Source organism: Herbaspirillum sp. FG34, assembly GCF_057809315.1.
Genome location: NZ_JBMDJS010000011.1, coordinates 142,228 through 164,320, shown reverse-complemented (window position 1 = coordinate 164,320; position 22,093 = coordinate 142,228). Strand labels below are relative to the sequence as shown.

The window sequence follows — 22,093 nt, the reverse complement described above, 5'->3', positions numbered from 1 at the left end:
AACTCAGGCCAGGGCGGCGCGGTTTTCCCCGACCAGACGACGGATCAGACCGGTATCAGGCGGCACCGCCAGGGCGCGCGCCGTATCCTGCTTGCCGCTGGCCAGAAGGCCCTGTGCACCGGCCGCAATGGTGTATTCGCTATGGCAGGCCGGACAGTACAGAGTATCGCCCACGGCCGCGTGGCGCGGCTGCACGATGATCGGACCGCAACTGAGGCAGCGTTGCAGGGGGATACCCTCGTCGCTGTGACCGACGATGTGGGCCAGTTCCGGATGGGACTGCAAGCCGATGAACAGCTGACCCAGCTCTGCATCGAACTGCTTGCCCAGCTCGCCCCCGATGATCTCCATGGCGCGGGCGATCGGCATGCCGCTGCGGTAGGGGCGCGTGCTGGTCATGGCATCGAAGGCATCGCAGATGCCGACGATGCGCGCAGCCAGCGGGATGTCCTCGCCGCGTCGTCCGTAGGGGTAGCCGCGGCCATCCGGCGTTTCGTGATGCAGCAGCACGGCCTCTTCGGCCAGCGCCGCCAGCGGGTGGCCGGCCAGCATGCGATGGCCGATCTCGGGATGGGTCCGGATGACCGCATATTCCGCGTCATCCAGCCGCGATTTCTTGCCCAGCACGGCATCGGGAATGCCGATCTTGCCCAGGTCATGCAGGAACGCGCCGATCGTGATGCGCGCCACCTGCTGCGCAGGCAATCCGGCCGACTCGGCCAGCAAACGCGAGAGCCGCGCCACCCGCCACAGATGCCCACCCGTGTAGGGATCGCGCGCCTCGACCGCCCAGGCCAGCAGAAACAGACTCATCAGCAACTGCTCGTCACGTGCAGCCTGGCCTGCAGCGGTCCTTTGCGTGGCCCGCTGCCACAGGGAAAGCAAACTCATTGGAAAACTCCCGGGAACTTACCAGCGCAACAGGCGCGGACCCAGCAGCAAGCCGACCGCTGCCGGGATGAGAATGCCCAGCAAGTACCAGACGCCCCAGAAGGGAACGCCCATTTCCGGGCAATGCAGGCAATACACCATGGTCGCACTGGCGCCGGCCAGCAGCCCGGCCACGGCGCCGGTCAGGCGCAGCCGCGTCGGCGCCATGCCGCGTACGGCCCAGAAGATGCCGATGAACAGCGGCACCGACAACAGCGCGATATTGAAGGGGCAACTGCGCCAGCTGATCCCCATCAACAGCGGCAGACGCTGCGCCACCGGCGCACTGAGCAGCACCGTGACGCCACCCAGCCAGAGCGCCAGGCCGGGCAAGGCAATGCCGGCCCAGCGCGCACCCACGCGCAGCCCCGGACGCACCAGACGCCGCAGCACCAGCAGGGTACCCACGGTCAGCGTGGTGGGAAAAGCCAGCTTGATCCAGAACAGCGGCACCCCCAGCATCACGGTCAGATCGGGGCGCAGTCCATAGATCGGCAGCATCAGCAGCAACGAACCCAGGCCGCCCAGCAGCAGTGCCAGGGCCATCTGCCTGGCCGGCAGGCGACGGTCCACCGGAGCTACGTCACCGGCCATCATCGAAATAAGGTCATCAGTCTTCATGCTTGCAGTTTCTCCCGGATCTTCAGGGCCAGGGCCTTGAGGCCGCGATGGATCCCCACCTTGACGGCCGATTCCGACATCCCCGTCAGTTGCGCCGTCTCGGCTACCGACAGGCCCTCCAGCTTGACGTGCACGATCGGCAGGCGCTGCTTGTCGGGCAGCTCCTCCAGCAGGGCGCCGACATCGCGCCGGGCCTGGGCCGGTTCGTCGTCACAGACGGCCAGCAGGTCATGCTCTTCCTCCAGCGGATCATTGAAGGCTTCGCGGCGCGAGCGCGCGCGCAGGAAGTCCATCAGCTTGTAGCGCGCGATGGCATGCACCCAGGCCGTCAACGGCTGGTCGGGACGATAGGTGTGACGGGCGTTGTGGATGGCCAGCAGGGTTTCCTGCACGACGTCCTCGACGTCATCCTGCAGATGGACCAGCCGCTTGCGCAGGAAAGCGCGCAGGCGTCCGCTGAGTTCGGCCAGGAATTGGCGATAGGCCACGGCGTCACCGTCGAGACCGGCCAGCAGCAGCGTACGCAAGCGTTCCTCGGCCGGGTGCGAAGGCTTGCCGGGAAGACCGGCCAGGTCACCCGACAAGGCCGGGCCGCCAGTGGCCAACAGGAAAGGACTCTCAGTCATGAGCACGCCGACAGATTACCAACGAAGCAGCCATGGGCCACACAAGGCGCCGACCCCCGTCGGCAGCGCCACCCCCAGTACATACCAGACGCCCCAGAACGGCGGCGCCATCTCCACGCAATAAAGTGAATAGACTAGCACGCCCTGGGCACCGGCCACCAAACCGGCCACGGCACCGGCTGCGCGCAGTTGCGTAGGTGCCAGTCCGCGCAGGAACCACAGCATCGTTGCCAGCGTGGGCAGCGACAGCAAGGCCACATTGGCCGAACAGACCTCCCAGCTGCTCCCCAGCAGCAGCTCCAGACGCTGCGAGGGTGGTGCCAGCGCCAGCCAGCTGCCGCCAGCCAGCCACAGCAGGGCCGGCGGCAGCAGCAATCCCGCTGCCGGTGCCAGGCCGATGCGCATGCCCGGCAGTGCCAGCCGGGATGCGGCCAGTTGTCCGGCCAGCAGCGCAGCCAGCGGAAACGAGACCTTCATCCAGAACAAAGGCTGCAGCAGCAGGGTGCGCAGGTCGCTGCGGACCCCATACAGAATGGCCAGCAGCAGCGCCGCTCCCATCAGGCCCAAGGCCAGCGCCACGGCCATGCGCGCGGCCACGTTGCGCACCAGGGTGCGCTGGCCGGGGCCGGCGGAACCTCCGGTGCCGGTGGCCAGCATGTTGACCAGTTCCATCGTTTTCATTCACATCCCCTGTTTCGCCCCTGCGGGCAGACTGCGCAACGGCGCGCTCTCCTGTGTATTCGTTCACAAAACCGTTTGGGTTACAGCAAGCGCGAAAAATATTTCTTCAAAAAATTTTCGATGCGCTGTAACCGGCCAGCCTCCGCCTGCGAATTAACCATCAGACCGGCAGCCTGGCTGCAGCAAATCAGCCTGCGCCGGTCAGTGTCATCTTCCACTTCATTCCATTTCAAGGAGTACACCATGAACCACCGCCTCGTCGCCACCGCCGCCCTGACCCTCGCCACCCTCGCCTCCGGCGCAGCCATGGCGCAAGACAAGCAACCGATGAACAAGACTGCCGTCGAGAAGTGCTATGGCGTTTCCATGGCCGGCCAGAACGACTGCAAGGCTGGTGAAGGCACCACCTGCGCCGGCACGGCCAAGATGGATTACCAGGGCAATGCCTGGAAGAACGTTCCGGCCGGCACCTGCACTTCCATCAAGACCCCGCGCGGCATGGGCTCGCTCAAGCCGATCTGATCCATCCGAAGCCAATGGTCATGACAGCGCACCTCCTCACTGCCGGCCTGGGCCTCAAGCCGCAGCACTTCGATGCGGCCCTGGCCTGCACCACGCCCGGGCTGTGGTTCGAAGTCCATCCGGAGAACTACCTGATGGAAGGCGGCCCCCGACTGGCCTGGCTGCAGGCCATCCGGGAAAGGCATCCGGTGGCCCTGCACGGGGTGTCGCTGTCATTGGCCGGGCCGCAAGCGCCCGATCCCGCTCATCTGCGCCAGCTGGCACAACTGGCCCGACGTATCGAACCGGTACTGGTCTCCGAACACCTGGCCTGGTCACGTGCCGGCGCACACTACCTGCCCGACCTGTTACCCGTGCCGCGCACGACCGAGATGCTGGCGCGCGTGGCCGCCAACATCAGCCGTACCCAGGATGTCCTGCAGCGTCGCATCGCGCTGGAGAATCCTTCTCACTATCTGCGCATGGAAAGGCACAGCTGGAGCGAGCCGGAATTCCTGCAAGAGCTGGTACGCCGCACCGGTTGCGGCTTGCTGGTCGATGTCAACAATGTCCACGTCAGCGCCTGCAACCTGGGTATCGATGCCACCGATTACCTCGACCAGTTGCCAGCGGAGGCCATCCTCGAAATCCACCTGGCCGGCCACAGTGCCGACGCCCATCTTCCCGGCCTGCTGGTCGATTCGCATGATGCACCGATCGCGGCCCCGGTCTGGGCCTTGTACCAGCATCTGCTGGCCCGTACCGGCCCCCGCCCCACGCTGATCGAACGCGACGGCAACGTGCCGGCCTTCGATGTGCTGCTGGCCGAGCGCGACATGGCCGCTGCATTGCTTCATCCGCTGGTGCCGGCACCAGAGGAGCAGCCCGCATGAATGCCCCCGAGAGCCGCTATCACGACGCGTTCCTGCAGGCCCTCCTGAGCGGTCATAGCGACGATCCCGAGATCGGCGCGCTGCTCGCCCAGCCGGCTTTCGCGATCTATCGCAATACCGTCTTCAAGGGCTGCGTCGATGCGCTGCTGGCCAACTATCCCGCAGTGCACCGACTGGTGGGTCGCACATGGATGGAATCGGCCGCACTGGAGTTCGCGCGTCACCACTTGCCGCGCCAGGCCAGCCTGATCGCCTATGGCGAAGGCTTTGCCGAATTTCTCGGCACGCTGGAGGCCGCACGCGCCCTGCCCTATCTGCCCGGCATCGCCCTGCTGGATCGCTGCTGGACCGAATCCCACCTGGCCGCCGACCAGCCCGTCCTGGCAGGCGCGGCCCTGCACACCGCACTGGCCGAGGGCCGGGACGTGACCCTGGTCCTGCATGCCGCCTGCCGCTGGCATCACGATGGGCAACATCCGGTCTACACCATCTGGAACGCCAACCGCAACGAAGAAGACGCCACGGAACTGGCCCCGCAATGGTGCGGCGAGGGCGCCCTGCTCACCCGCCCCCACGGCCAGGTGCAATGGCAGGCACTGGGCCCGGGCGGCTGCCGTTTCCTCGATGCCTGTCGCGATGGCTACGCCATCGCCAGTGCAGCCGACCAGGCGCTGACACACGAGCCCGGGCTGGACCTTGCCCTGCTGCTGGGCCAGCTGGTTCTGGCCGGCGCCTTCACTTCCTTCTATTGAACACCCCCACGGAGACCCTCATGGAACCGCCTCTCACCCTGGAAGCCACGGCCCGGCCGCGTCCCCCCCTCTACACCCGCGCCGCCGACCTGGCCAGCCGCCTCATCAGCGATTCACTGCTGGCCCTGGTGGCACGGCTGTCGATTGCCGCCATCTTCTTCCTCTCCGGCCGGACCAAGGTCAGCGGATGGCTGCACATCAAGGACAGCACCTATGTCCTGTTCCAGGAGGAATATCGCCTGCCGTTGGTACCGCCCGACCTGGCTGCACACCTGGCCACCTATGCCGAACACTTCTTCCCGCTGCTGCTGGTGCTGGGCCTGTTCACGCGCGGCGCGGCACTGGCGTTGCTGGGCATGACGGCGGTCATCGAGATCTTCGTCTACCCGGATGCCTGGCCAACCCACCTGTCGTGGGCCGGTCTGTTGCTGCTGCTGGTGGCACGCGGTGGTGGTGCCTGGTCACTGGACCGACGCCTGGGCCTGCACTGATCGAGGGAGACCATCATGTTGACCAGAATGAAGCTGCGCACTGCCCTGCTGCTGGTACTGGGGCTGTTGACCCTGGCGCTGTGGCTGGCGGTGGCCATGGCCTGGCAGGGCGCGCGCTCGGCAAGCCGTGCCACTGCTGCGCTGATCGAACTGTCGGATCGTCACATCCAGCCCCTGCATGACACCGAGCGCCTGTTTCTGACCACCCTGATCAACATGGACAACGCCTACATCAATCTGGTCAAGGGCGATGAAATCAAGTCCAATGACTACAGCCGACGGGCCTCGGCCGCCCTGCAGGAAGCCCGCAAGGCTTTCGACGGCTACCGCCAGGGCCTCACTCCGCAAGCCCTGGCCGAGCCCGAGGCACTGCGTGTCTCGGCGGCCTATGACAGTTACATCAAGGTGTTGAACCAGCGCGAGGTGGCGCTGTATGACGTCTCGCTGGACGACTACGCCGCCGCCACCGTCAGCGCAGAAGCAGCCGATCGCGAATTTGCCGCCACCCTGCGCGCCGTGATCCAGCGTGCGGAACAGGTCAAGGACGGTCTGCGCCAGGCCTCCGAACGCCGCTCGGCCCAGGCCTCGCTACTGGCCGTATCCATGCTGGCGGCGTCCATCCTGCTCATCGGCGTCTGCTGGCTGCTGTTCGACCGCCTGCTGCTGCGACCGCTCAAGCGCGCCGCCGAACATTTCGACCGCATCGCCGACGGTGATCTGAGTCGCCCGGTACAAGGCATCTCCGGCAATGAAATCGGTGTACTCCTGGCCGCATTGCAGCGCATGCAGCGCGGCGTGGCCCGCACCGTCGACGACATCCGCGAGGCCACCCGCGACCTGCATCACGGCGTCGCCGATATCGCCCAGGGCAACGGCGAACTGGCGCAGCGTACGCAGTCCCAGGCCAGTACGCTGGAGTCGACTGCGGCCACCCTGGAACGGCTCTCCGGTGCCGTGCGCAACAATGCCCAGAACGCCGGCCGCACCAATGCAATGGCGGCTGCCGCCGCCCGCGATGCCGAGCGCGGTGGCCAGGTCATGGGCGGCATCGCCGGTGCAATGGCCGAGGTCACGGCAGGGGCAGCACGGATCTCCGACATCGTCAGCGTGATCGACGGCATCGCCTTCCAGACCAACATCCTGGCCCTGAATGCCTCGGTGGAAGCCGCCCGCGCCGGCAGCCAGGGCCGCGGCTTCGCCGTCGTGGCCTCGGAGGTGCGCTCGCTGGCGCTGCGCAGTGCGCAGGCCGCGCGCGAGGTCAAGGACCTGATCGCCACCTCGATCGGCTCGGTCGACCACGCCGCAGAACAGGTCAAGGAAGCCGACCAGGCCATCGTCCAGATCGTGCAGTCGTTCGGCCATGTCATGACCACCGTCAACGAGATCGCCACGGCGACACAGGAACAGGCCGAAGGCATTTCCCAGGTCAGTCTCAGCCTGGCGGACATGGACCGTGCGACCCGGCAGAACGCGACCCTGGTCGAACAGACTGCGGCAGCCGCCGACGCCCTGACCGAACAGGCGGCTACGCTCACGGCGTCGGTGGCCGTCTTCACCCTGGCCGTCCCTGCCGCCATGAGCAGCACAGACACGACCGATGCGCAGACCCTGTCGCTGCCCCGGCTGGCGGTTTCGAGTCAATAAATTCACATCGCCCCGACGATGACACCAAGAGGAGACCCCCCATGACGTCCAGCGGCGCCCTGGAAGAACTGATCGAAGAAAGCTTCACTTCGGCCTTCAACCACCATGCAGCGGGCCGCCTCGATGCGGCCGAAGAAGACTATCGCCTCATCCTCGCCATGGAAGAGCAGCACGCCCCGGCCCAGCATTATCTGGGCGTGCTGCTGCATCAGTGCGGTCGCCACGAGGAAGGATTGGCGCTGATGCACGAGGCCGCGCGCAACGCCCCGCCTGATGCCGACTGGTGCAACGATCTGGGCAATGTTCTGTTCGCCTGCGGACGTTTCGAGGAAGCGGCACCGGCCTATGAACAAGCCCTGGACTTGCGGGCGGCAGATGCGCAACTGTGGACCAACCTGGCCGCAGCGCGGCGCGCCCTGGGCCAGACCGACGCCGCCATCGCCGCCGGCGAAGAGGCCTTGCAGTATGACCCGCACTGCCTGGCCGCCCTGCATCAGCTGGCAGAGCTTTACGCCCAGCTGGGCGATCGCATGCAGAGTTCGCGCTACCAGTGCATGGCCTTCGTGCTGCCGCCGCACGAGGGCAAGTCGCGCGAGCTGCTGGCGATCTCCTTCTATTTCCTGGGGCGGATGGAGCAAGCCGCAGAAGTATGCCGGCAATGGTTGCTGGAGGAGCCCGGCCACCCTATCGCCAGCCACATGTTTGCCGCCTATGCCGGACTGCCCAGCGACACGGTCCCGCGTGACTACATCGTGCAGCGCTTCGATGACTACGCCGATCACTTCGACAGCAACCTCGTTACGCACCTGGACTACCGTGGGCCGCAAGTGCTGGACGCGATGCTGCAGGCGGGCCTGGCCGACGCAGCACCGGTCAATGTCCTGGACGCCGGTTGCGGCACCGGCCTGTGCGCGCCGGTACTGGCGCCCTATGCGCAGGCGCTGGAAGGCATCGACCTGTCCCCCAACATGCTGCGCCACGCTGCACGGCATGCACAATACACCGCGCTGGCCGAAGCCGACGCGGTGGAGTGGATGAGGGCTCATCCGGCACGTTATGGCCTGGTCGCGGCCTGCGACGTGCTGATCTACTGTGGCCAGCTGGCCTCGTTCTTCGGGGCAGCCGTACAAGCCTTGCAGGAAGGCGGCCACCTGATCTTCACCGTCGAACTGGCGGACGAAGAACGTGCCACTGGCTACTATCTTCACGCCAGCGGTCGCTTCCGCCACCAGCGCAGCTATGTGCAACAGTGCCTGCAGGAGGCCGGGCTGGCGATGGTGCTGGTGCGCGAGGAAAGCCTGCGCGTGGAAATGCAGCAACCCGTGCCGGGACTGGTCGTCCTGGCACGGCGCTGAGCGAGCAATGCTGACGCGCGTCGGCGGATAGTCGGCGGCATGTCGGCAGGTTCAGAAATAAGCATGCCGCCACGGCAACTCATCCACAAAAGCATGTCCACCATGCAACATCCCCGCAGAAAGCTTCATTTTTTGTTGCACTTTTCGACCAAGGTACAGTCGTAGCTCCATTCGGCATGGCTTAGAATAGCCCCAGCTCACGACGTAATCGATTGGACCGTACCGGCCTGCAGCGCGATGAATCCCCGCTCTTCATTGCCCGCCAGATATCCCCGGTACGACATCTGAAAAGGAAAACGGAATGACGCAGTCTCCCAAAAATATCTCGGCCCTGATGTGTGAGCTCAGCGTGGCGCTGGCGGAACTGTCGGAGAAGATGAGCAATCTCTCGGTCACGCTGGAAAACACCTATCTGCAATCCGACGCCCCGGAACCGGCTGCCCTGATGGAAGCCGCCCGGGAAACCATCGACAAGGCGCGCAACGGCTGAGCGGGCGCTTCGACCTCACCGGGTCTCAAGCTCCTCTCAACTCCCTTCCACCTCACCGGCAGCCGGATCCCCTCCGGTCTGCCCGGCCAGCCGCAAGACACGCCAGGGCATCAACTCCCCCACGCTCCGCTCAGAAATCGTATTTCAGCTCGGCAAAGACCGTGCGCTGCGGGAAGGGATGGAACAGGAAATAATCCCGGTTGGTCAGGTTGTCCACGCCCAGCGCTGCGCTCCAGTGACGGTCGATGCGATAGCGCACACGGGCGTCGAAGACCGTATAGCCATCAAAGCCCTGATAGGTGTGGGTGTTGATGTCGGTATTGTCGACGGTGGCATAGACCCGTCCGCTGTATCGCCCCGCCAGCGTATAGGTCCAGCGGTCATCGGGCTTGTAGCTGGCCACCAGGGTGGCGCGCCATTCGGGTACATAGGGCGTGCGCTTGCCGACCGAGGTGGCACCGGCCGTGGTGGCCACATAGCTGCTGTTGTCCAGGATGCGGGCATCCACCCATGTCACGCTGCCATTGAGGGAGAAGCCGCGCATGAACAGATCGTTGCGCTCGAAGGCGGCCTCGATGCCGTGCTGGCGCGTGCGATCCACGTTCTGCGTGAAGGAGGCCACGCCGCTGCCGATGGTCGAGGTCTGCGAGATCAGCGCATCGGATACCCGCTCTTCAAACAGCGACACGCGCCATTTTCCCCGCCCTTGCGGCAACTGCTTCTCGATGGCCAGTTCGGTGGACCAGACTTTCTCCGGTTTGAGATTGGGGTTGGCCTGCAGATAGACGCCATTGAGCAGCACGTTCTGGTACAGCTCGCCCACGGTCGGGAAGCGCAATGCGCGGCCACTCGAGAGTGTCGCCATCCAGTCGTCGGCAAAGGCCCAGGCCAGCGAAGCCTTGGGCGAGAGCCCGTTGTGACTGACCTGCGGCTGGTTCACCGCAAAGACGGTATTGCCCGAGGTCGACACATTGCGTCCATCGAAAGCGCGCCACCATTCGTAACGCGCCCCCAGCGTGGCCTTGAGTGCTGGGGCAAGATGCCACACATCCTGTGCCCACAGCGCCGAGGTCTCGGTCTTGCCGCGCGAGTCCGAGGCCAGCGTGCCATTGCCGCCGCTGATCCAGTTGCTGGTATTCCAGGTGGGCGTGGCCAGGGTATAACGATCCACATGCGCACCGAAACTGACGACCTGGGCACTCCCCGCAGGGCGCCAGATGCCCTTGGCGTCGACCGTGCTCCAGCCGGTGCCGCTGGCATCGGCAATGGTACCGGCGCCGCCGCTCTGGCCGGCCGGGAAGGCTGTGGTAGAGGTGCGGGTCAGGTCGCGCGACGCCGACAAGGTCGAGGCGGCCACTTGCCAGTCCCACTGACCACCGGTCTTGCTGCGCAGCTCCAGCGACTGCATCCATTGCTGCTGGTCTACGTCATTGCTGGCGAAGCTGCTGGTATAGACCGTGGCGCCACTGGCATTGTTCAGGAAACTCTGCGGATTGGCATGGGCCTGGTTCTGCCAGAAGCCCAGCGTATAGGTCGCCGTGAGCGCCGGCGTGAAGTCATAGGAAACCTTCAGCCGTGCCGTATCCTGCACGGTGTGGGTGAGATTGCCGGCCCCCAGCACGTAGAGATTCTTGCCCGTGCGATCCTGCGTCGGCACCGCTCCGGTGGTGCCGGCCGGTGCGCTGGCGGCGGTGATGTAGGTCACCGGCTGCGAATAGCTGTCCAGGTGATTGACCGAGAAGCGCCAGGCCAGGGGCCCGCTGCGATTACCCAGACCGACGTTGTATTCCTGTGCGCGATAGGTGCCGGAAGCGCCGTAATGGCTGAAATCCTGCTGCGCGTATTGCGCCTTGATGCTGGCCTCGAACTGCTGTGGCATGCGCGTGGTGATCTCGGTCACGGCACCGTAGGAGTTGCCCGGATACTCGGCCGCGAAGGGGCCATACATCACGTCGATGCGCTCGATCTCTTCCGGTGCCACCATGAACCAGCGTGGCGAACCATTGCCGTTGTTGTTGTTCACCAGCGCCGAGAGCAGGATGCCATCGGCATAGATCAGGCTGCGCGCGCTGGCGTTTACACCCGTGGTGCGGGTGGCCAGCGGCGACTGGGTATCGCCGATGTAGCGCTTGCGCACCGACAGGCTGGGCAGATACTTGAGCGCATCCGAACTGTCGGTGACGTTGACGCTGTCGGCGGCCGTGTCGGCAGTGACGCTGGCCGTGGTCTGCGGCAACTGCTTGCGCTCGGCGACCGATCCGCTGCCGTGCACCTCGACGGTCGGCAAGGCCGTTGGCTCGTTGCTGGCAGTCTCGCTCCCGGTTTGCTGTGCCAGTGCACTGCCGCTCCAGGCGCACAGCACGGCCAGGAGCAAGGGCGAGGGACGCAGATCAATGAACCGGGAAGATGACTGCGACGGCGAGCGAGATGACGAGGATGGGGAAGAAACAAGCAGCGTGTTCATGGCGAGGATGTCCGGATTTTTCTTGGTATCGTGAGGGAAGCGCGCGCAGCCGCACCCGCGACCGCCGTGACGTTCGCACTCCCTGTTTTTTTCATCGGCGCAATCTATCACGCAGCTTGTACGCCGCGCTCCGGCCAGTCTGCTGCCGGCCGGCAAGAGCGTGTCGCATGCCCGGAAAAAATCCTTTGCACACAAGCAGTTAGCCACGCCGACCGACAAAAAAAATGGGCTGCGACATATTGCCGCAGCCCGCAAATACAACAGAGAGGAGGTGAGATTGGACCCGATTTCCGGGCCCCTTCCCTTAATCCAAATCAAATGCGCTGCGCGCATGCGAGCGCTTCTACCGTCGCGCAAAACATCCGGAGCAGCCATCACAATCACGACAAGACCAAGCCCGCGCACCCGCTGTAGCGGAGCAGCTCGCCGCCACCACGCACGATCTTTGCAAGGCGCTGCCCCATGGCCAGCTGTCCGTCCACCACCCAAACAGGGTATGATCGCTACCCGCCTGAGCACGGCCGGGTCAATGCGAGTCAATGCTTCGCAGGCGGCCCGTCCGTGCCACGCCAGCGACGCCGTGCTCACCGGCCGCGTCAGCACGATCCGCTTCACCCGCATCATCAGGAGAACCCCCATCCATGCTTCGCCGCAACCCTTCCGGCCATCGGCCCCAAGTCCACGAATCTGCCTATGTCGACCACACCGCCATCCTGTGCGGCAAGGTGATCGTGCATGAGAATGTCTTCATCGGCCCCTATGCCGTGATCCGCGCCGACGAAGTCGATGACCAGGGCGAGATGGAGCCCATCGTCATCGGTGCCCATTCCAACATCCAGGATGGCGTGGTGATCCACTCCAAGTCGGGCGCTGCGGTCACCATCGGCGAGCGCACCTCGATTGCCCATCGCGCCATCGTGCATGGTCCCTGCTCGGTGGGCGATGGTGCCTTCATCGGCTTCAACAGCGTGCTCTTCAATTGCAGCATCGGCGCCGGTTGCGTGGTGCGCCACAATGCCGTGGTCGACGGTTGCGACCTGCCGCCGGGATTCTACGTGCCGTCCACCGAACGGATCGGACCCAAGACCGACCTGGCCACCATCCCGCGCGTAACGGTGGCCGCCTCGGAATTCTCCGAAGATGTGGCCCGCACCAACAATGAGCTGGTGCGCGGCTACAAGCAGTTGCAGAACGAGTTCTGAACCCTGCCTCCTGCCGATGACATAAAAAAAATCCGGCTTCTGGCGTGAAGACCGGATTTTTCATTTATCGCTTCAGTCGATGATTCAGGCGCCTCCCATCAACTGCCGCGATAAGTGGAATAGGCCCAGGGCGAGACCACCAGCGGCACATGATAGTTCTGGCTGGCATCGGCCACACCGAAGGCGATCACCACCTCATCGACGAAACGCGGTTCCGGCAGGCTCACGCCCTGCCCCGCAAAATATTCGCCGGCGGCAAATACCAGCTCGTACTTGCCGGGCAGCAGGGCCTCACCTTCCAGCAGCGGCGCATCGCAACGGCCATCGCTGTTGGTGACGGCATGCTTGAGCAGCGTCTTGCCCTCGGCAGTGACCGCGTAAAGCGCCAGCTTCACGCCCGCGCCCGGCTTGCCCTTGGTGATATCCAGCACGTGCGTGCTCAGTTTGCCCATGTTGCTGTCCTTTCCCTTTGTGATAGATGAGTCGTCCTGGGGGTCGATGATATACCGCCGCCCGCCGATGCCTATACGAGTGCGCTTATACCGGCCATCCTCGCAGCGGACATAATGCCTTACCGCGTCACCCCCTGCCAAACCGGAGTCCACATCCGGTGCGCGGATCACGGCTGCGGCATCAAGGCCAGAAAATCCTAAATCATTTATATCAATAAACATCCATCACTGGAGGAGACACCATGCCCATTTCATCCCTGCGCCGACACGGCCTGCTTGCCGGCGTCCTGCTCGTGACCGGCGGCAGCACGCTGGCGGCCGACTGGTCCGACAATTCGATCGGCTATCGTTACGGCACCCGCTTTGCCGAACCCTACAATTCGCAGGACATCAGCAAGAACATCCTCAACTTCCAGCATGCCAGCGGCTACAAGTACGGCACCAATTTCCTCAACGTCGACCTGCTGATGTCGGACCGCAAGGATGACAACGCCCAGGAAGCCTATCTCACCTATCGCCATACGCTGGACCTGGGCAAGATCAGCGGCCGCGATCTGTCCTTCGGACCGGCGCGCGGCGTGGGCCTGACGCTGGGCCTGGACTGGAACACCAAGAATGACAACAGCTACGCCTCCAAGAAGCGCATGTGGGTCATCGGCCCGACCCTGATGATGGATGTGCCGGGCTTCCTGAACGTGAGCGTGCTGGCACTGTTCGAGAGCAACCAACCCAAGGGCGTCAGCAGCCGCTACCGCTATGACACCCACCCGATGCTGAACCTGGCCTGGGGCATTCCCCTGGGTACATCCGGTTGGGCCTTCGAAGGCTACATGAACTACATCGCCGCCAAGGGCAAGAACGAGTTCGGCGGTGCCACCGCCCCCGAACTGAACTTCGACGGGCAGCTCATGTACGACGTCGGCACCGCCATGGGCCTGGGCAAGAACACCTTCCGTCTGGGGCTGGAATACCAGTACTGGCGCAACAAGTTCGGCAACCCCGGCAACGTCCCCGGCTCGCTGGCGAAGACGCCGATGGTACGTGCCGAATATCACTTCTGATCTGCGCCTGATCCGCGCCTGATCCGCCCAGGGGGGCTCATTCTTTTCTTCCAGGATTCAGACTATTCTGATTGAAAAAAATCGAGTTCCCCGATTCAAATAGCGCGCTTTAAAACTCCTGCAAAAAATCGAAATTTTCAGGAGTTCTTTTTTTCGCCCCGCTTCCTATACTCGTCAGGATCCGTTCCCGGCATGTCTGTCCGTCCGGCCGGATATTCCTGACCTCTCCCCGCCAGCCCTTGCCCGACCGCGCTTCCCGCTTTTCTGCATAAAGCTTCATATCGCGCCGGATACCGCTCTTTGCCAGCCCAGAGTTTTCGCAACCCTTACTCTCGGAACCTGACATGAGCTTCATCAAGAGCCGCAAGCACCCTATCTCCACTCCTTCCACCCCTTCCGCTGCCTCCACGCCTTCCTGTCTCACGGCTGCCATCGCCGGCGCCCTGCTGCTGCCGGTGGTCGCTGCGCAGGCCCAGTCACCCCGTGCGCAACTGCCTGCCGTGCAGGTCGATGCCGTCAAGGACTCCCCCTACAAGGCCGAGCAATCGGCCTCACCCAAGTACAGCCAGCCGCTGGTGGATACCCCGCAGACCCTGCAGATCCTCAAACGTCCGCTGATGGAACAGCAAGGTGCCACGACCCTGACCGAGGTCCTGCGCAATACCCCCGGCGTGGGCACCTTCTTCCTCGGCGAGAACGGCAGCACCAGCACTGGTGATACGGTCTACATGCGCGGCTTCGACGCCTCCAGCAATATCTTCGTGGACAACGTGCGCGACCTGGGCGCCATCTCGCGTGACGTCTTCAACCTGCAGCAGGTGGAAGTTCTCAAGGGCGCCGCCGGTACCGACAACGGACGCGGCTCGCCGACCGGGGCCATCAACCTGGTCAGCAAGCAACCCGAACTGACCGACGCGGTGACGGCCAGCGGCACCTATGGCAGCTGGAACCAGAAACGCCTCACCGTCGACTGGAACCAGGTGCTGGTCCCCGAGCAGGGCCTGGCGCTGCGCCTGAACCTGATGAAGCAGAACAGCGGTGTACCTGGCCGTCACGAAGTCCACAGCCGCCGCGACGGCTTCGCCCCCTCGCTGGCCTGGGGCCTGAACACGCCGACCCGCATCTATTTCAATTACCTGCACATGGAGCAGCACAACCGGCCCGATGGCGGCGTGATCACCCTCGGCCTGCCCGGCTACAGTTCGCCTGATCTTGCTCGACCTTTCATCTCCCGTGCACCCAAAGTGAATCCGAGCAATTACTACGGCCATCGCGATGATTACGACCGGGTCAATGCCGACATGTACACGCTGCGGGTGGAGCACGATATCGCCCCCGAACTCAAGCTGCACAACACCACCCGCTACGCCCGTACCGACCAGGATTACCGTCTGGCCTCCTTCATCGCCACCGGATCCGACCGCGGCCGCTTCAAGACCGGCATCATCACGCCTTCGGCCACTGATCGCAGCAGTTGGCTGCTGGCTCGCAACATCGTTACCCGGCGCGATCAGGCCAACGAAATCATGAGCAACCAGACCCATGTCACGACGCAATGGCAGACCGGGCGGATCCGTCATGCGCTGGTCGGCGGGCTGGAATTGACGCGTGAACGCCAGCGCTCGCTGTCCTTCGGTACGGACGGCTTCCGCCCCTATGCCAACCTGTACCAGCCGAATCCGCACTTTGACGAATCAGCGGTGCGCATCAGTACCACCGGCAGCAACGAAGGGCAGACCGATACCGTCTCGCTGTACGTGCTGGACACCCTCAAGTTCAACGAGCGCTGGTCGCTCAACCTGGGGCTGCGCGAGGACCATTACCGCACCTCCTTCACCGGCATCGCCTCGGGCAGCCTCACGCAACTCTCGAGCTCGGGCAATCTGCTGAGCTGGAAGCTGGCGGCTGTCTTCAAGCCCACCAGCTACAGCAGCGTCTATGCCCTGCTGGCAACATCGCAGCAACCGCCGGGCGGCAACAATATCACCCTCAGCGCCAGCCGCCGGAACCCGTCGCACCCCGACTACGCGCCGCAAAAGACCCGCACCGCCGAGCTCGGCACCAAGTGGGATCTGCTCAATCGTCGCCTGGCCGTGACCGGGGCGCTGTACCGTACCGACGTGAGCAATGAAATCGAGGCAGGAACGCTGGCCGATACCTACTTCCAGATCGGAGAGAAACGTACCGACGGCGTGGAGCTGGGCGTCACCGGCGAGATCACCCCTGACATTTCGCTCACCGCCGGCTATAGCCGCATGAACAGCCGGGTCAATCAGGGACGTGTGGCCACCGCCAGCGGCGAAAACTATCTGGCCTACGCACCGCGTCAGTCCTTCACCTCATGGGCGACCTGGCGCGCGGCACCGGGCCTGGCGCTGGGTGGAGGTCTGCGCTACACCGACGGCCTGCTGCGCGGCACGGACACCAATGCCGTGGGCACGCCCACCCGCACCGATGCCTACTGGCTGGTCGATGCCATGGCCAGCTACGCGATCAACAAGACGGTGGAGCTGCAGTTCAATGTCACCAACCTGTTCAACAAGCAATACGCCGCCGCCATCAACAAGAGCGGCTACCGCTATACCCCGGGCGGTGCGCGTGCCGTCTCGCTGACGGGCAACTTCCGCTTCTGATGACTTCCTCCGGTGGCGGCGTTCTGCCGCCACTGCCCCCCGTCTCCCCTTCCTGCAACGCCTTCCTGCAAATCATTTATCACGTTGACCAAAACGGCAGGAGCACGGTGTATTTTCCTCACCACATGCCGAGCCATCCTGCCGATGCCCGCCATGCCCGAGCCCGCGCGGACCATCGGACTGCTGACCGCATCCGACCGGCTGTGACAATAGACTACATGCCAACTTTTTCAGGAATAAGAATCACTTTTATTTTCAATATGTATATAATTGTAAGCATCCTGATTCAATTCGTTACAAAAAAGACCGATACGGGATACACAAAAAGACAACCTCGCCAGCCATTGCGGCGGAGCCTGCCAGGTCATTTCTGACCACGCGATTGCCCGTTCGACTCGTAGCCAGCCAAGAGAACCCTCAACAATTTCTCTCGGAACCAAGCCATGAGTTACATCAAGAGCCGCAAGCACGCACAACCCGCGTTTGCCTCGACCCGCCTGTCTGCTGCCGTTGCCGGCGCCCTGCTGCTGCCCGCCGTGGGCGTGCATGCCCAGACCAGCAGCGCTCTGCCCAAGGTCGAAGTGACCGCCACCCAGGAATCGGACTACAAGGCTGACAAGGCTTCCTCGGCCAAGTACAGCCAGCCGCTGGTCGATACCCCGCAGACCCTGACCGTGATCAAGAAGCAGCTGATCGACCAGCAAGGCGCCACCACCCTGACCGAAGCCCTGCGCAACAGTCCTGGCGTGGGCACCTTCTATCTCGGCGAGAACGGCTCGACCAATACCGGCGACGCCATCTACATGCGTGGCTTCGACAGTTCCAGCGCCATCTTCGTGGACAACGTACGCGACCTGGGTTCGATCTCGCGCGACATGTTCAACATCCAGCAGGTGGAAGTCCTGAAGGGACCCGCGGGGACCGACAATGGCCGTGGCTCGCCGACCGGCTCGATCAACCTGGTCACCAAGCAGGCCGAGATGAGCAACTTCTTCAATGCCTCGGCCACCTACGGCAGCTGGAACCAGAAGCGCGCCACCGCCGACTGGAACAAGGTGGTCGATGAAGAACGCGGCATCGCCCTGCGCCTGAACCTGATGAAGCAGGACAGCGGCGTACCCGGCCGTCACGAAGTCAAGAACGACCGCTGGGGCGTGGCGCCCTCGCTGGCCTTCGGCCTGAACAGCCCGACCCGCGTATTCCTGAACTACCTGCATATCGACCAGGACAACGTTCCAGATGGCGGCGTACCGACCATCGGCCTGCCCGGCTACACCTCGCCGGACAGCTCACGTTCCTTCCTGAGCGGTGCGGCGCGTGTGGATTCGTCCAACTTCTACGGCCTCTCGGGCGACTACGACAAGGTCACCTCCGACATGTTCACGGCGCGTGTGGAACATGACTTTTCCTCCGACGTCAAACTGCAGAACACCACCCGCTATGCCAAGACCAGCCAGGATTACCTGCTGACCTCCTTCATGGGAACCTCGGCCAACCTGGTTACCCCGTCGGCCAGCAATCCATCGGCGTGGACCATTTCGCGTTCCAATCCGACGCGCAAGGACCAGAGCAACGAGATCATCACCAACCAGACCAACATCACCGCCGACCTGCAGGCGGGAGGACTCAAGCACACCCTGGTGGGCGGGGTGGAATTCACCGAAGAAAAGCAGCATGCCCTGTCCTTCACCCGTAGCGGCACGCTCTCGGTGGCCAACCTGTACAACCCGAATCCGAACGATCCCAAGACCTACACGATGACGGCCACCGGCTACAACGACGGCAAGACCGACACCGTCTCGGCCTACCTGTTCGACACCATCAAGTTCAATGAGCACTGGGCGATCAATGCCGGCATCCGCGAGGACCACTATCGCACCACGTACTACGCCAACGCCGCCGGCACCATCACCAACCTGTCGACCTCGGGCAACCTGTTCAACTGGAAGCTGGCCGCCATCTACAAGCCCACCGACTACAGCAGCATCTACGCGCTGTATGCCACGTCGCAGCAGCCGCCGGGCGGCAGCAACTTCGCCCTGTCGGCCTCGGCCAACAGCGCTGCCAACAGCAACTACGCACCGCAAAAGACCAAGACTTCCGAGCTGGGCACCAAGTGGGATCTGCTGAACAAGAAGCTGGCCGTCACCGCCGCCCTGTTCCATACCGAAGTGACCAATGAAGTCGAGCGCGATCCGACCTCGCTGCAATACTTCCAGACCGGCAAGAAGACCGTGCAGGGCATCGAACTGGGCGTGACCGGTGACGTGACCAGCAATCTGTCGCTGGCGGCCGGCTATACCTGGATGGACACCAAGGTCGACAACGGCGCCATCGTCACCGCCTCCGGTGACAACAACCTGGCATACACCCCCAAGCAGGCCTTCACCTCGTGGGCGTCCTATCGCCTGCCGCATGGCTTCACCGTGGGGGGTGGTGCGCGCTACGTCAGCTCGCTGCTGCGCGGCACCGATGGTGCCGTCGGCACCCCCAAGTACGCCAACAGCTACTGGGTCTTCGACGGCATGATGGGTTACGTGGTGAACAAGAACGTCGATCTTCAGTTGAACATCTACAATATTTTCGACAAGGACTACGTAGCGGCCATCAACAAGAGCGGCTATCGTTATACCCCGGGCACGCCGCGTTCGGTGGCACTGACGGCCAACTTCAAGTTCTGAGACAGCGCCTCGCGATGACTTGATCTGCCTCAGTTGCGTCACTGCCGGTCTTGCTTAAAGTGAGGCTGCCCACTGAGTCCAGTCATGGATCAGCCAGACTTGACGGCCCCTCCTTCACGGGAGGGGCCTTTTCATTAGCGACAGGAGAAATTCATCATGATGCTGCACATCCCCGCCGTTCTCAGCGCCGACCAGGTGCGCCACATCCGCAGCGAGCTCGACCGTGCCGGCTGGGTCGATGGCCGCGAGACGGTGGGCGACCAGGGCGCGCGCGTCAAGCGCAACCGGCAGTTGCCGGAGCACTCGCCACTGGGTTTCCAGCTGGGCGAGATCATCCTCGACGCATTGCGCCGCAACCCGCTGTTCTTTGCCGCCGCCCTGCCCAAGAAGACCATGCCGCCGCTGTTCAACTGCTACGAGGGCGGCGAACACTATGGTCTGCATGTCGACGGTTCGGTGCGCAACCTGCCCAACGCAGCGGGCAGCCTGCGTACCGATGTCTCCTCCACGCTCTTTCTCTGCGACCCTGAGGAATACGACGGCGGCGAACTGGTCGTGGTCGATACCTATGGTACGCACGAAGTGAAGTTGCCGGCGGGTGACCTGATCGTCTATCCCTCCACCAGCCTGCACCGGGTGGAACCAGTCACGCGCGGGGCGCGCGTGTGCTCCTTCTTCTGGACCCAGAGCATGATCCGCGACGACTGGCGGCGCAGCATGCTCTTCGAACTGGACCGCAATATCTACAGCCTGCGCCAGAAGCTGGGCGATAGTGAGGAAGTGGTCGGGCTGACCGGGCATTATCACAATCTGTTGCGACAGTGGGCCGATGTCTGATTTCCAACAATTTTTTATTTGATTTATATCGTTGATGCAAATTTGACGTTCCCGTCATGCCAGCAACCAAGGGCCGTCCGGTGTTACCCGGACGGCCCTTGTGCTTTCCGTCAGCATCGCATCAGACGAAGCGCCCGATCGCTGCCATCACCGCCTGCCGCACCGACCCGCTGACCACGAAGTCATGCGCTGCCTGCACATCATCATGGAACCAGCGATCGCCCTCCAGGCAGGCCGGAATCTGTCGACGGATCTCCTCATACGCCGCCTGCGTGCCCTGTCCCAGCGTGAAGTCCTTGAGCAGTTCTTCGGTCATGGTCAGCGCCTGCGCGGCCAACAGCATTTCCACGCCGACGATGTATTGCGTGTTCTGCACCACCGTCATGGCCTTGCGCGCGCACCAGGTCGAATTGGAAATATGATCTTCGCTATTGCCCTTGGAGGGGATGCTGTCGACGCTGCCCGGCATGCAGAGGGTACGATTTTCCATCACCAGCGAACTCATCGAACATTGCACCACCGGATAACCGGTGTTGACACCACGCACGCCGCTCATCAGGTTGCGGGGCAAACCCCACGACAGCGTGGGATCGATCAGCCGCGCGATACGGCGCTCGCAGATGCTGCCCAGGTCCGTGATGGCCATGGCCAGCAAGTCCATGGCCTGCGCCAGATACTGGCCGTGGAAGTTGCCACCGGAAATGATTTCGAAACCTTCGCCCTCTTCCTTGTTGAAGATCAGCGGATTGTCGGTGGCGGAGTTGATCTCCTTCCCGATGATGGTATCGATGTAGTCCAGTGCATCGAAGACCGGTCCATACACTTGCGGTGCGCAGCGCAGCGAATAGACGTCCTGGATGCGCGCGGTATAAGCGATATCGGTGCGACGCAGTTCATCGGGCAATTGCACCGCACGTGCTTCATGCGTGGTACGGGTGGAGCCTTTGAGCAGAGTGCGGATGACTTCGGCCGTCTTGATCTGCCCCGCATGCGGACGCGCCATCTGAATGCGCGGATCGAAGGCCGACATCTCGGCCCGCATCGCTTCCAGCGTCAGCCCCAGCGACAGGCAGGCGTCGGTGAGCAGGTGGCGTGCATCGTGGGCCGCCAGGATGGCCACGGCCAGCGAGGCGGTGCAACCATTGATGAGGGCCGAAGCATCCTTGGCCTTGAGGTCGAATTTCACCGGAGCGACACCGGCTTGCTCAATCGCTTGCGTGGCCCGCATACGTTGGCCGCGATACATCACTTCGGCCTCATCGAATCCGGCAATGGCCGCCGCCAGATAAGCCAGCGGCGCGAGATCTCCTGAGGCACCGACTGAACCCTTCTGCGGCATGACCGGATGAATACCGGCATTGAGGAAGGCCAGCAGGCGATCCACCACTTCCACGCGCGGTGCGGAATAATTCGACGCGAAGGCATTGGCACGCAAGAGCATGGTGGCGCGGCTGACTTCTTCGGAGAAGGGCTCGCCGATGCCTGCGCTGTGCGCGCGGATCAGTTGCGTCTGGAACAGCTCGATGTGCTCGACCTTGATGCGCGTGTCCTTGAGCAAGCCCACACCGGTGTTGAAGCTGTACATCATGGGGGCTTCATCGTGCATCCAGGTGGATTCGATGTAGTCGCGGCTTTGCTTGAGCGCGCTGCGCGAGGAATCGGCCAGTGCAACCTTCAGGTGCGGGGCGCGGGCCACGCTGAGGACTTGCGCGGCGGTGAGGTTGAAGCCGTCGATGGTGATGGTGTGCATGTGATGAGTTCTCTCTGACATGATCGTGT

Annotated in this window: 20 protein-coding genes; 12 read left to right on the top strand and 8 right to left on the bottom strand. The window is 63.4% G+C overall.

Annotated features, from left to right (window positions below; translation table 11 throughout):
* Window positions 1-3: 3 nt before the first annotated feature.
* From ACODSZ_RS15300 to ACODSZ_RS15280, 5 genes are all read right to left on the bottom strand, one after another.
* On the bottom strand, window positions 4-891 hold the full coding sequence (locus ACODSZ_RS15300) for an HD domain-containing phosphohydrolase (RefSeq protein ID WP_175343593.1): 888 nt from the start codon (window positions 889-891) through the stop codon (window positions 4-6).
* Between the two features lie 18 nt (window positions 892-909).
* Window positions 910-1,551, bottom strand: coding sequence for a DUF1109 domain-containing protein (locus tag ACODSZ_RS15295; RefSeq protein ID WP_175343592.1), 642 nt, complete (start codon window positions 1,549-1,551; stop codon window positions 910-912).
* A complete protein-coding gene (locus ACODSZ_RS15290) occupies window positions 1,548-2,177 on the bottom strand; it encodes a sigma-70 family RNA polymerase sigma factor (RefSeq protein ID WP_034350757.1) in 630 nt (209 codons plus the stop codon). Before ACODSZ_RS15290 ends, ACODSZ_RS15295 begins: the two co-directional genes overlap by 4 nt.
* 15 nt (window positions 2,178-2,192) lie before the next feature.
* Window positions 2,193-2,858 carry a DUF1109 domain-containing protein gene (locus ACODSZ_RS15285; RefSeq protein WP_249776976.1) on the bottom strand — a complete coding sequence of 222 codons (666 nt, stop codon included), beginning with the start codon at window positions 2,856-2,858 and terminating at the stop codon, window positions 2,193-2,195.
* Between the two features lie 80 nt (window positions 2,859-2,938).
* Window positions 2,939-3,103, bottom strand: coding sequence for a hypothetical protein (locus tag ACODSZ_RS15280; RefSeq protein WP_175343590.1), 165 nt, complete (start codon window positions 3,101-3,103; stop codon window positions 2,939-2,941).
* Here ACODSZ_RS15280 and ACODSZ_RS15275 point away from each other — a divergent pair.
* The 7 genes from ACODSZ_RS15275 to ACODSZ_RS15245 all read left to right on the top strand — a co-directional run bounded on the left by ACODSZ_RS15275 (window position 3,102) and on the right by ACODSZ_RS15245 (window position 8,984).
* Window positions 3,102-3,380, top strand: a complete 279-nt coding sequence (locus tag ACODSZ_RS15275; RefSeq protein ID WP_008330675.1) for a BufA1 family periplasmic bufferin-type metallophore — start codon at window positions 3,102-3,104, stop codon at window positions 3,378-3,380. The genes ACODSZ_RS15280 and ACODSZ_RS15275 overlap by 2 nt on opposite strands.
* 20 nt (window positions 3,381-3,400) lie before the next feature.
* Window positions 3,401-4,252, top strand: a complete 852-nt coding sequence (gene bufB, locus ACODSZ_RS15270) for an MNIO family bufferin maturase (RefSeq protein ID WP_488927932.1) — start codon at window positions 3,401-3,403, stop codon at window positions 4,250-4,252.
* Entirely contained in the window at window positions 4,249-5,004 is a 756-nt protein-coding gene (locus tag ACODSZ_RS15265; protein ID WP_488927931.1) for an HvfC/BufC family peptide modification chaperone, read from the top strand. Before bufB ends, ACODSZ_RS15265 begins: the two co-directional genes overlap by 4 nt.
* 20 nt (window positions 5,005-5,024) lie before the next feature.
* Entirely contained in the window at window positions 5,025-5,495 is a 471-nt protein-coding gene (locus tag ACODSZ_RS15260; protein ID WP_175343588.1) for a DoxX family protein, read from the top strand.
* A gap of 15 nt (window positions 5,496-5,510) precedes the next feature.
* On the top strand, window positions 5,511-7,139 hold the full coding sequence (locus ACODSZ_RS15255; protein ID WP_008330695.1) for a methyl-accepting chemotaxis protein: 1,629 nt from the start codon (window positions 5,511-5,513) through the stop codon (window positions 7,137-7,139).
* Window positions 7,140-7,180: 41 nt separating this feature from the next.
* Complete coding sequence (locus tag ACODSZ_RS15250) at window positions 7,181-8,494, top strand: class I SAM-dependent DNA methyltransferase (protein ID WP_488927930.1); 1,314 nt, start codon at window positions 7,181-7,183, stop codon at window positions 8,492-8,494.
* A gap of 301 nt (window positions 8,495-8,795) precedes the next feature.
* Window positions 8,796-8,984, top strand: a complete 189-nt coding sequence (locus ACODSZ_RS15245; protein WP_008330704.1) for a hypothetical protein — start codon at window positions 8,796-8,798, stop codon at window positions 8,982-8,984.
* 130 nt (window positions 8,985-9,114) lie between these two features.
* Here ACODSZ_RS15245 and ACODSZ_RS15240 read toward each other — a convergent pair whose 3' ends face one another.
* Window positions 9,115-11,448 (bottom strand): TonB-dependent receptor, encoded by a 2,334-nt coding sequence (locus ACODSZ_RS15240; protein ID WP_488927929.1) that lies wholly within the window; start codon window positions 11,446-11,448, stop codon window positions 9,115-9,117.
* 641 nt (window positions 11,449-12,089) lie between these two features.
* On the opposite strand from ACODSZ_RS15240, the gene ACODSZ_RS15235 reads away from it, so the two are divergent.
* Window positions 12,090-12,650 (top strand): gamma carbonic anhydrase family protein, encoded by a 561-nt coding sequence (locus ACODSZ_RS15235; protein ID WP_008330708.1) that lies wholly within the window; start codon window positions 12,090-12,092, stop codon window positions 12,648-12,650.
* A 98-nt stretch (window positions 12,651-12,748) separates the two neighbouring features.
* Here the strand turns inward: ACODSZ_RS15235 and uraH are convergent, their stop codons facing one another.
* Window positions 12,749-13,102 (bottom strand): hydroxyisourate hydrolase, encoded by a 354-nt coding sequence (uraH, locus tag ACODSZ_RS15230; RefSeq protein ID WP_488927928.1) that lies wholly within the window; start codon window positions 13,100-13,102, stop codon window positions 12,749-12,751.
* Between the two features lie 242 nt (window positions 13,103-13,344).
* On the opposite strand from uraH, the gene ACODSZ_RS15225 reads away from it, so the two are divergent.
* The 4 genes from ACODSZ_RS15225 (at window position 13,345) to ACODSZ_RS15210 (ending at window position 20,314) form a co-directional block, all read left to right on the top strand.
* Complete coding sequence (locus tag ACODSZ_RS15225; protein ID WP_008330712.1) at window positions 13,345-14,163, top strand: hypothetical protein; 819 nt, start codon at window positions 13,345-13,347, stop codon at window positions 14,161-14,163.
* Between the two features lie 344 nt (window positions 14,164-14,507).
* Window positions 14,508-16,796, top strand: coding sequence for a catecholate siderophore receptor Fiu (locus ACODSZ_RS15220; protein ID WP_488927927.1), 2,289 nt, complete (start codon window positions 14,508-14,510; stop codon window positions 16,794-16,796).
* Between the two features lie 443 nt (window positions 16,797-17,239).
* Window positions 17,240-19,477, top strand: a complete 2,238-nt coding sequence (locus ACODSZ_RS15215) for a catecholate siderophore receptor Fiu (protein ID WP_175343584.1) — start codon at window positions 17,240-17,242, stop codon at window positions 19,475-19,477.
* Between the two features lie 156 nt (window positions 19,478-19,633).
* A complete protein-coding gene (locus tag ACODSZ_RS15210; protein ID WP_175343583.1) occupies window positions 19,634-20,314 on the top strand; it encodes a Fe2+-dependent dioxygenase in 681 nt (226 codons plus the stop codon).
* Between the two features lie 121 nt (window positions 20,315-20,435).
* Here the strand turns inward: ACODSZ_RS15210 and ACODSZ_RS15205 are convergent, their stop codons facing one another.
* A complete protein-coding gene (locus tag ACODSZ_RS15205) occupies window positions 20,436-22,064 on the bottom strand; it encodes an HAL/PAL/TAL family ammonia-lyase (RefSeq protein ID WP_488927926.1) in 1,629 nt (542 codons plus the stop codon).
* Between the last annotated feature and the right edge of the window lie 29 nt (window positions 22,065-22,093).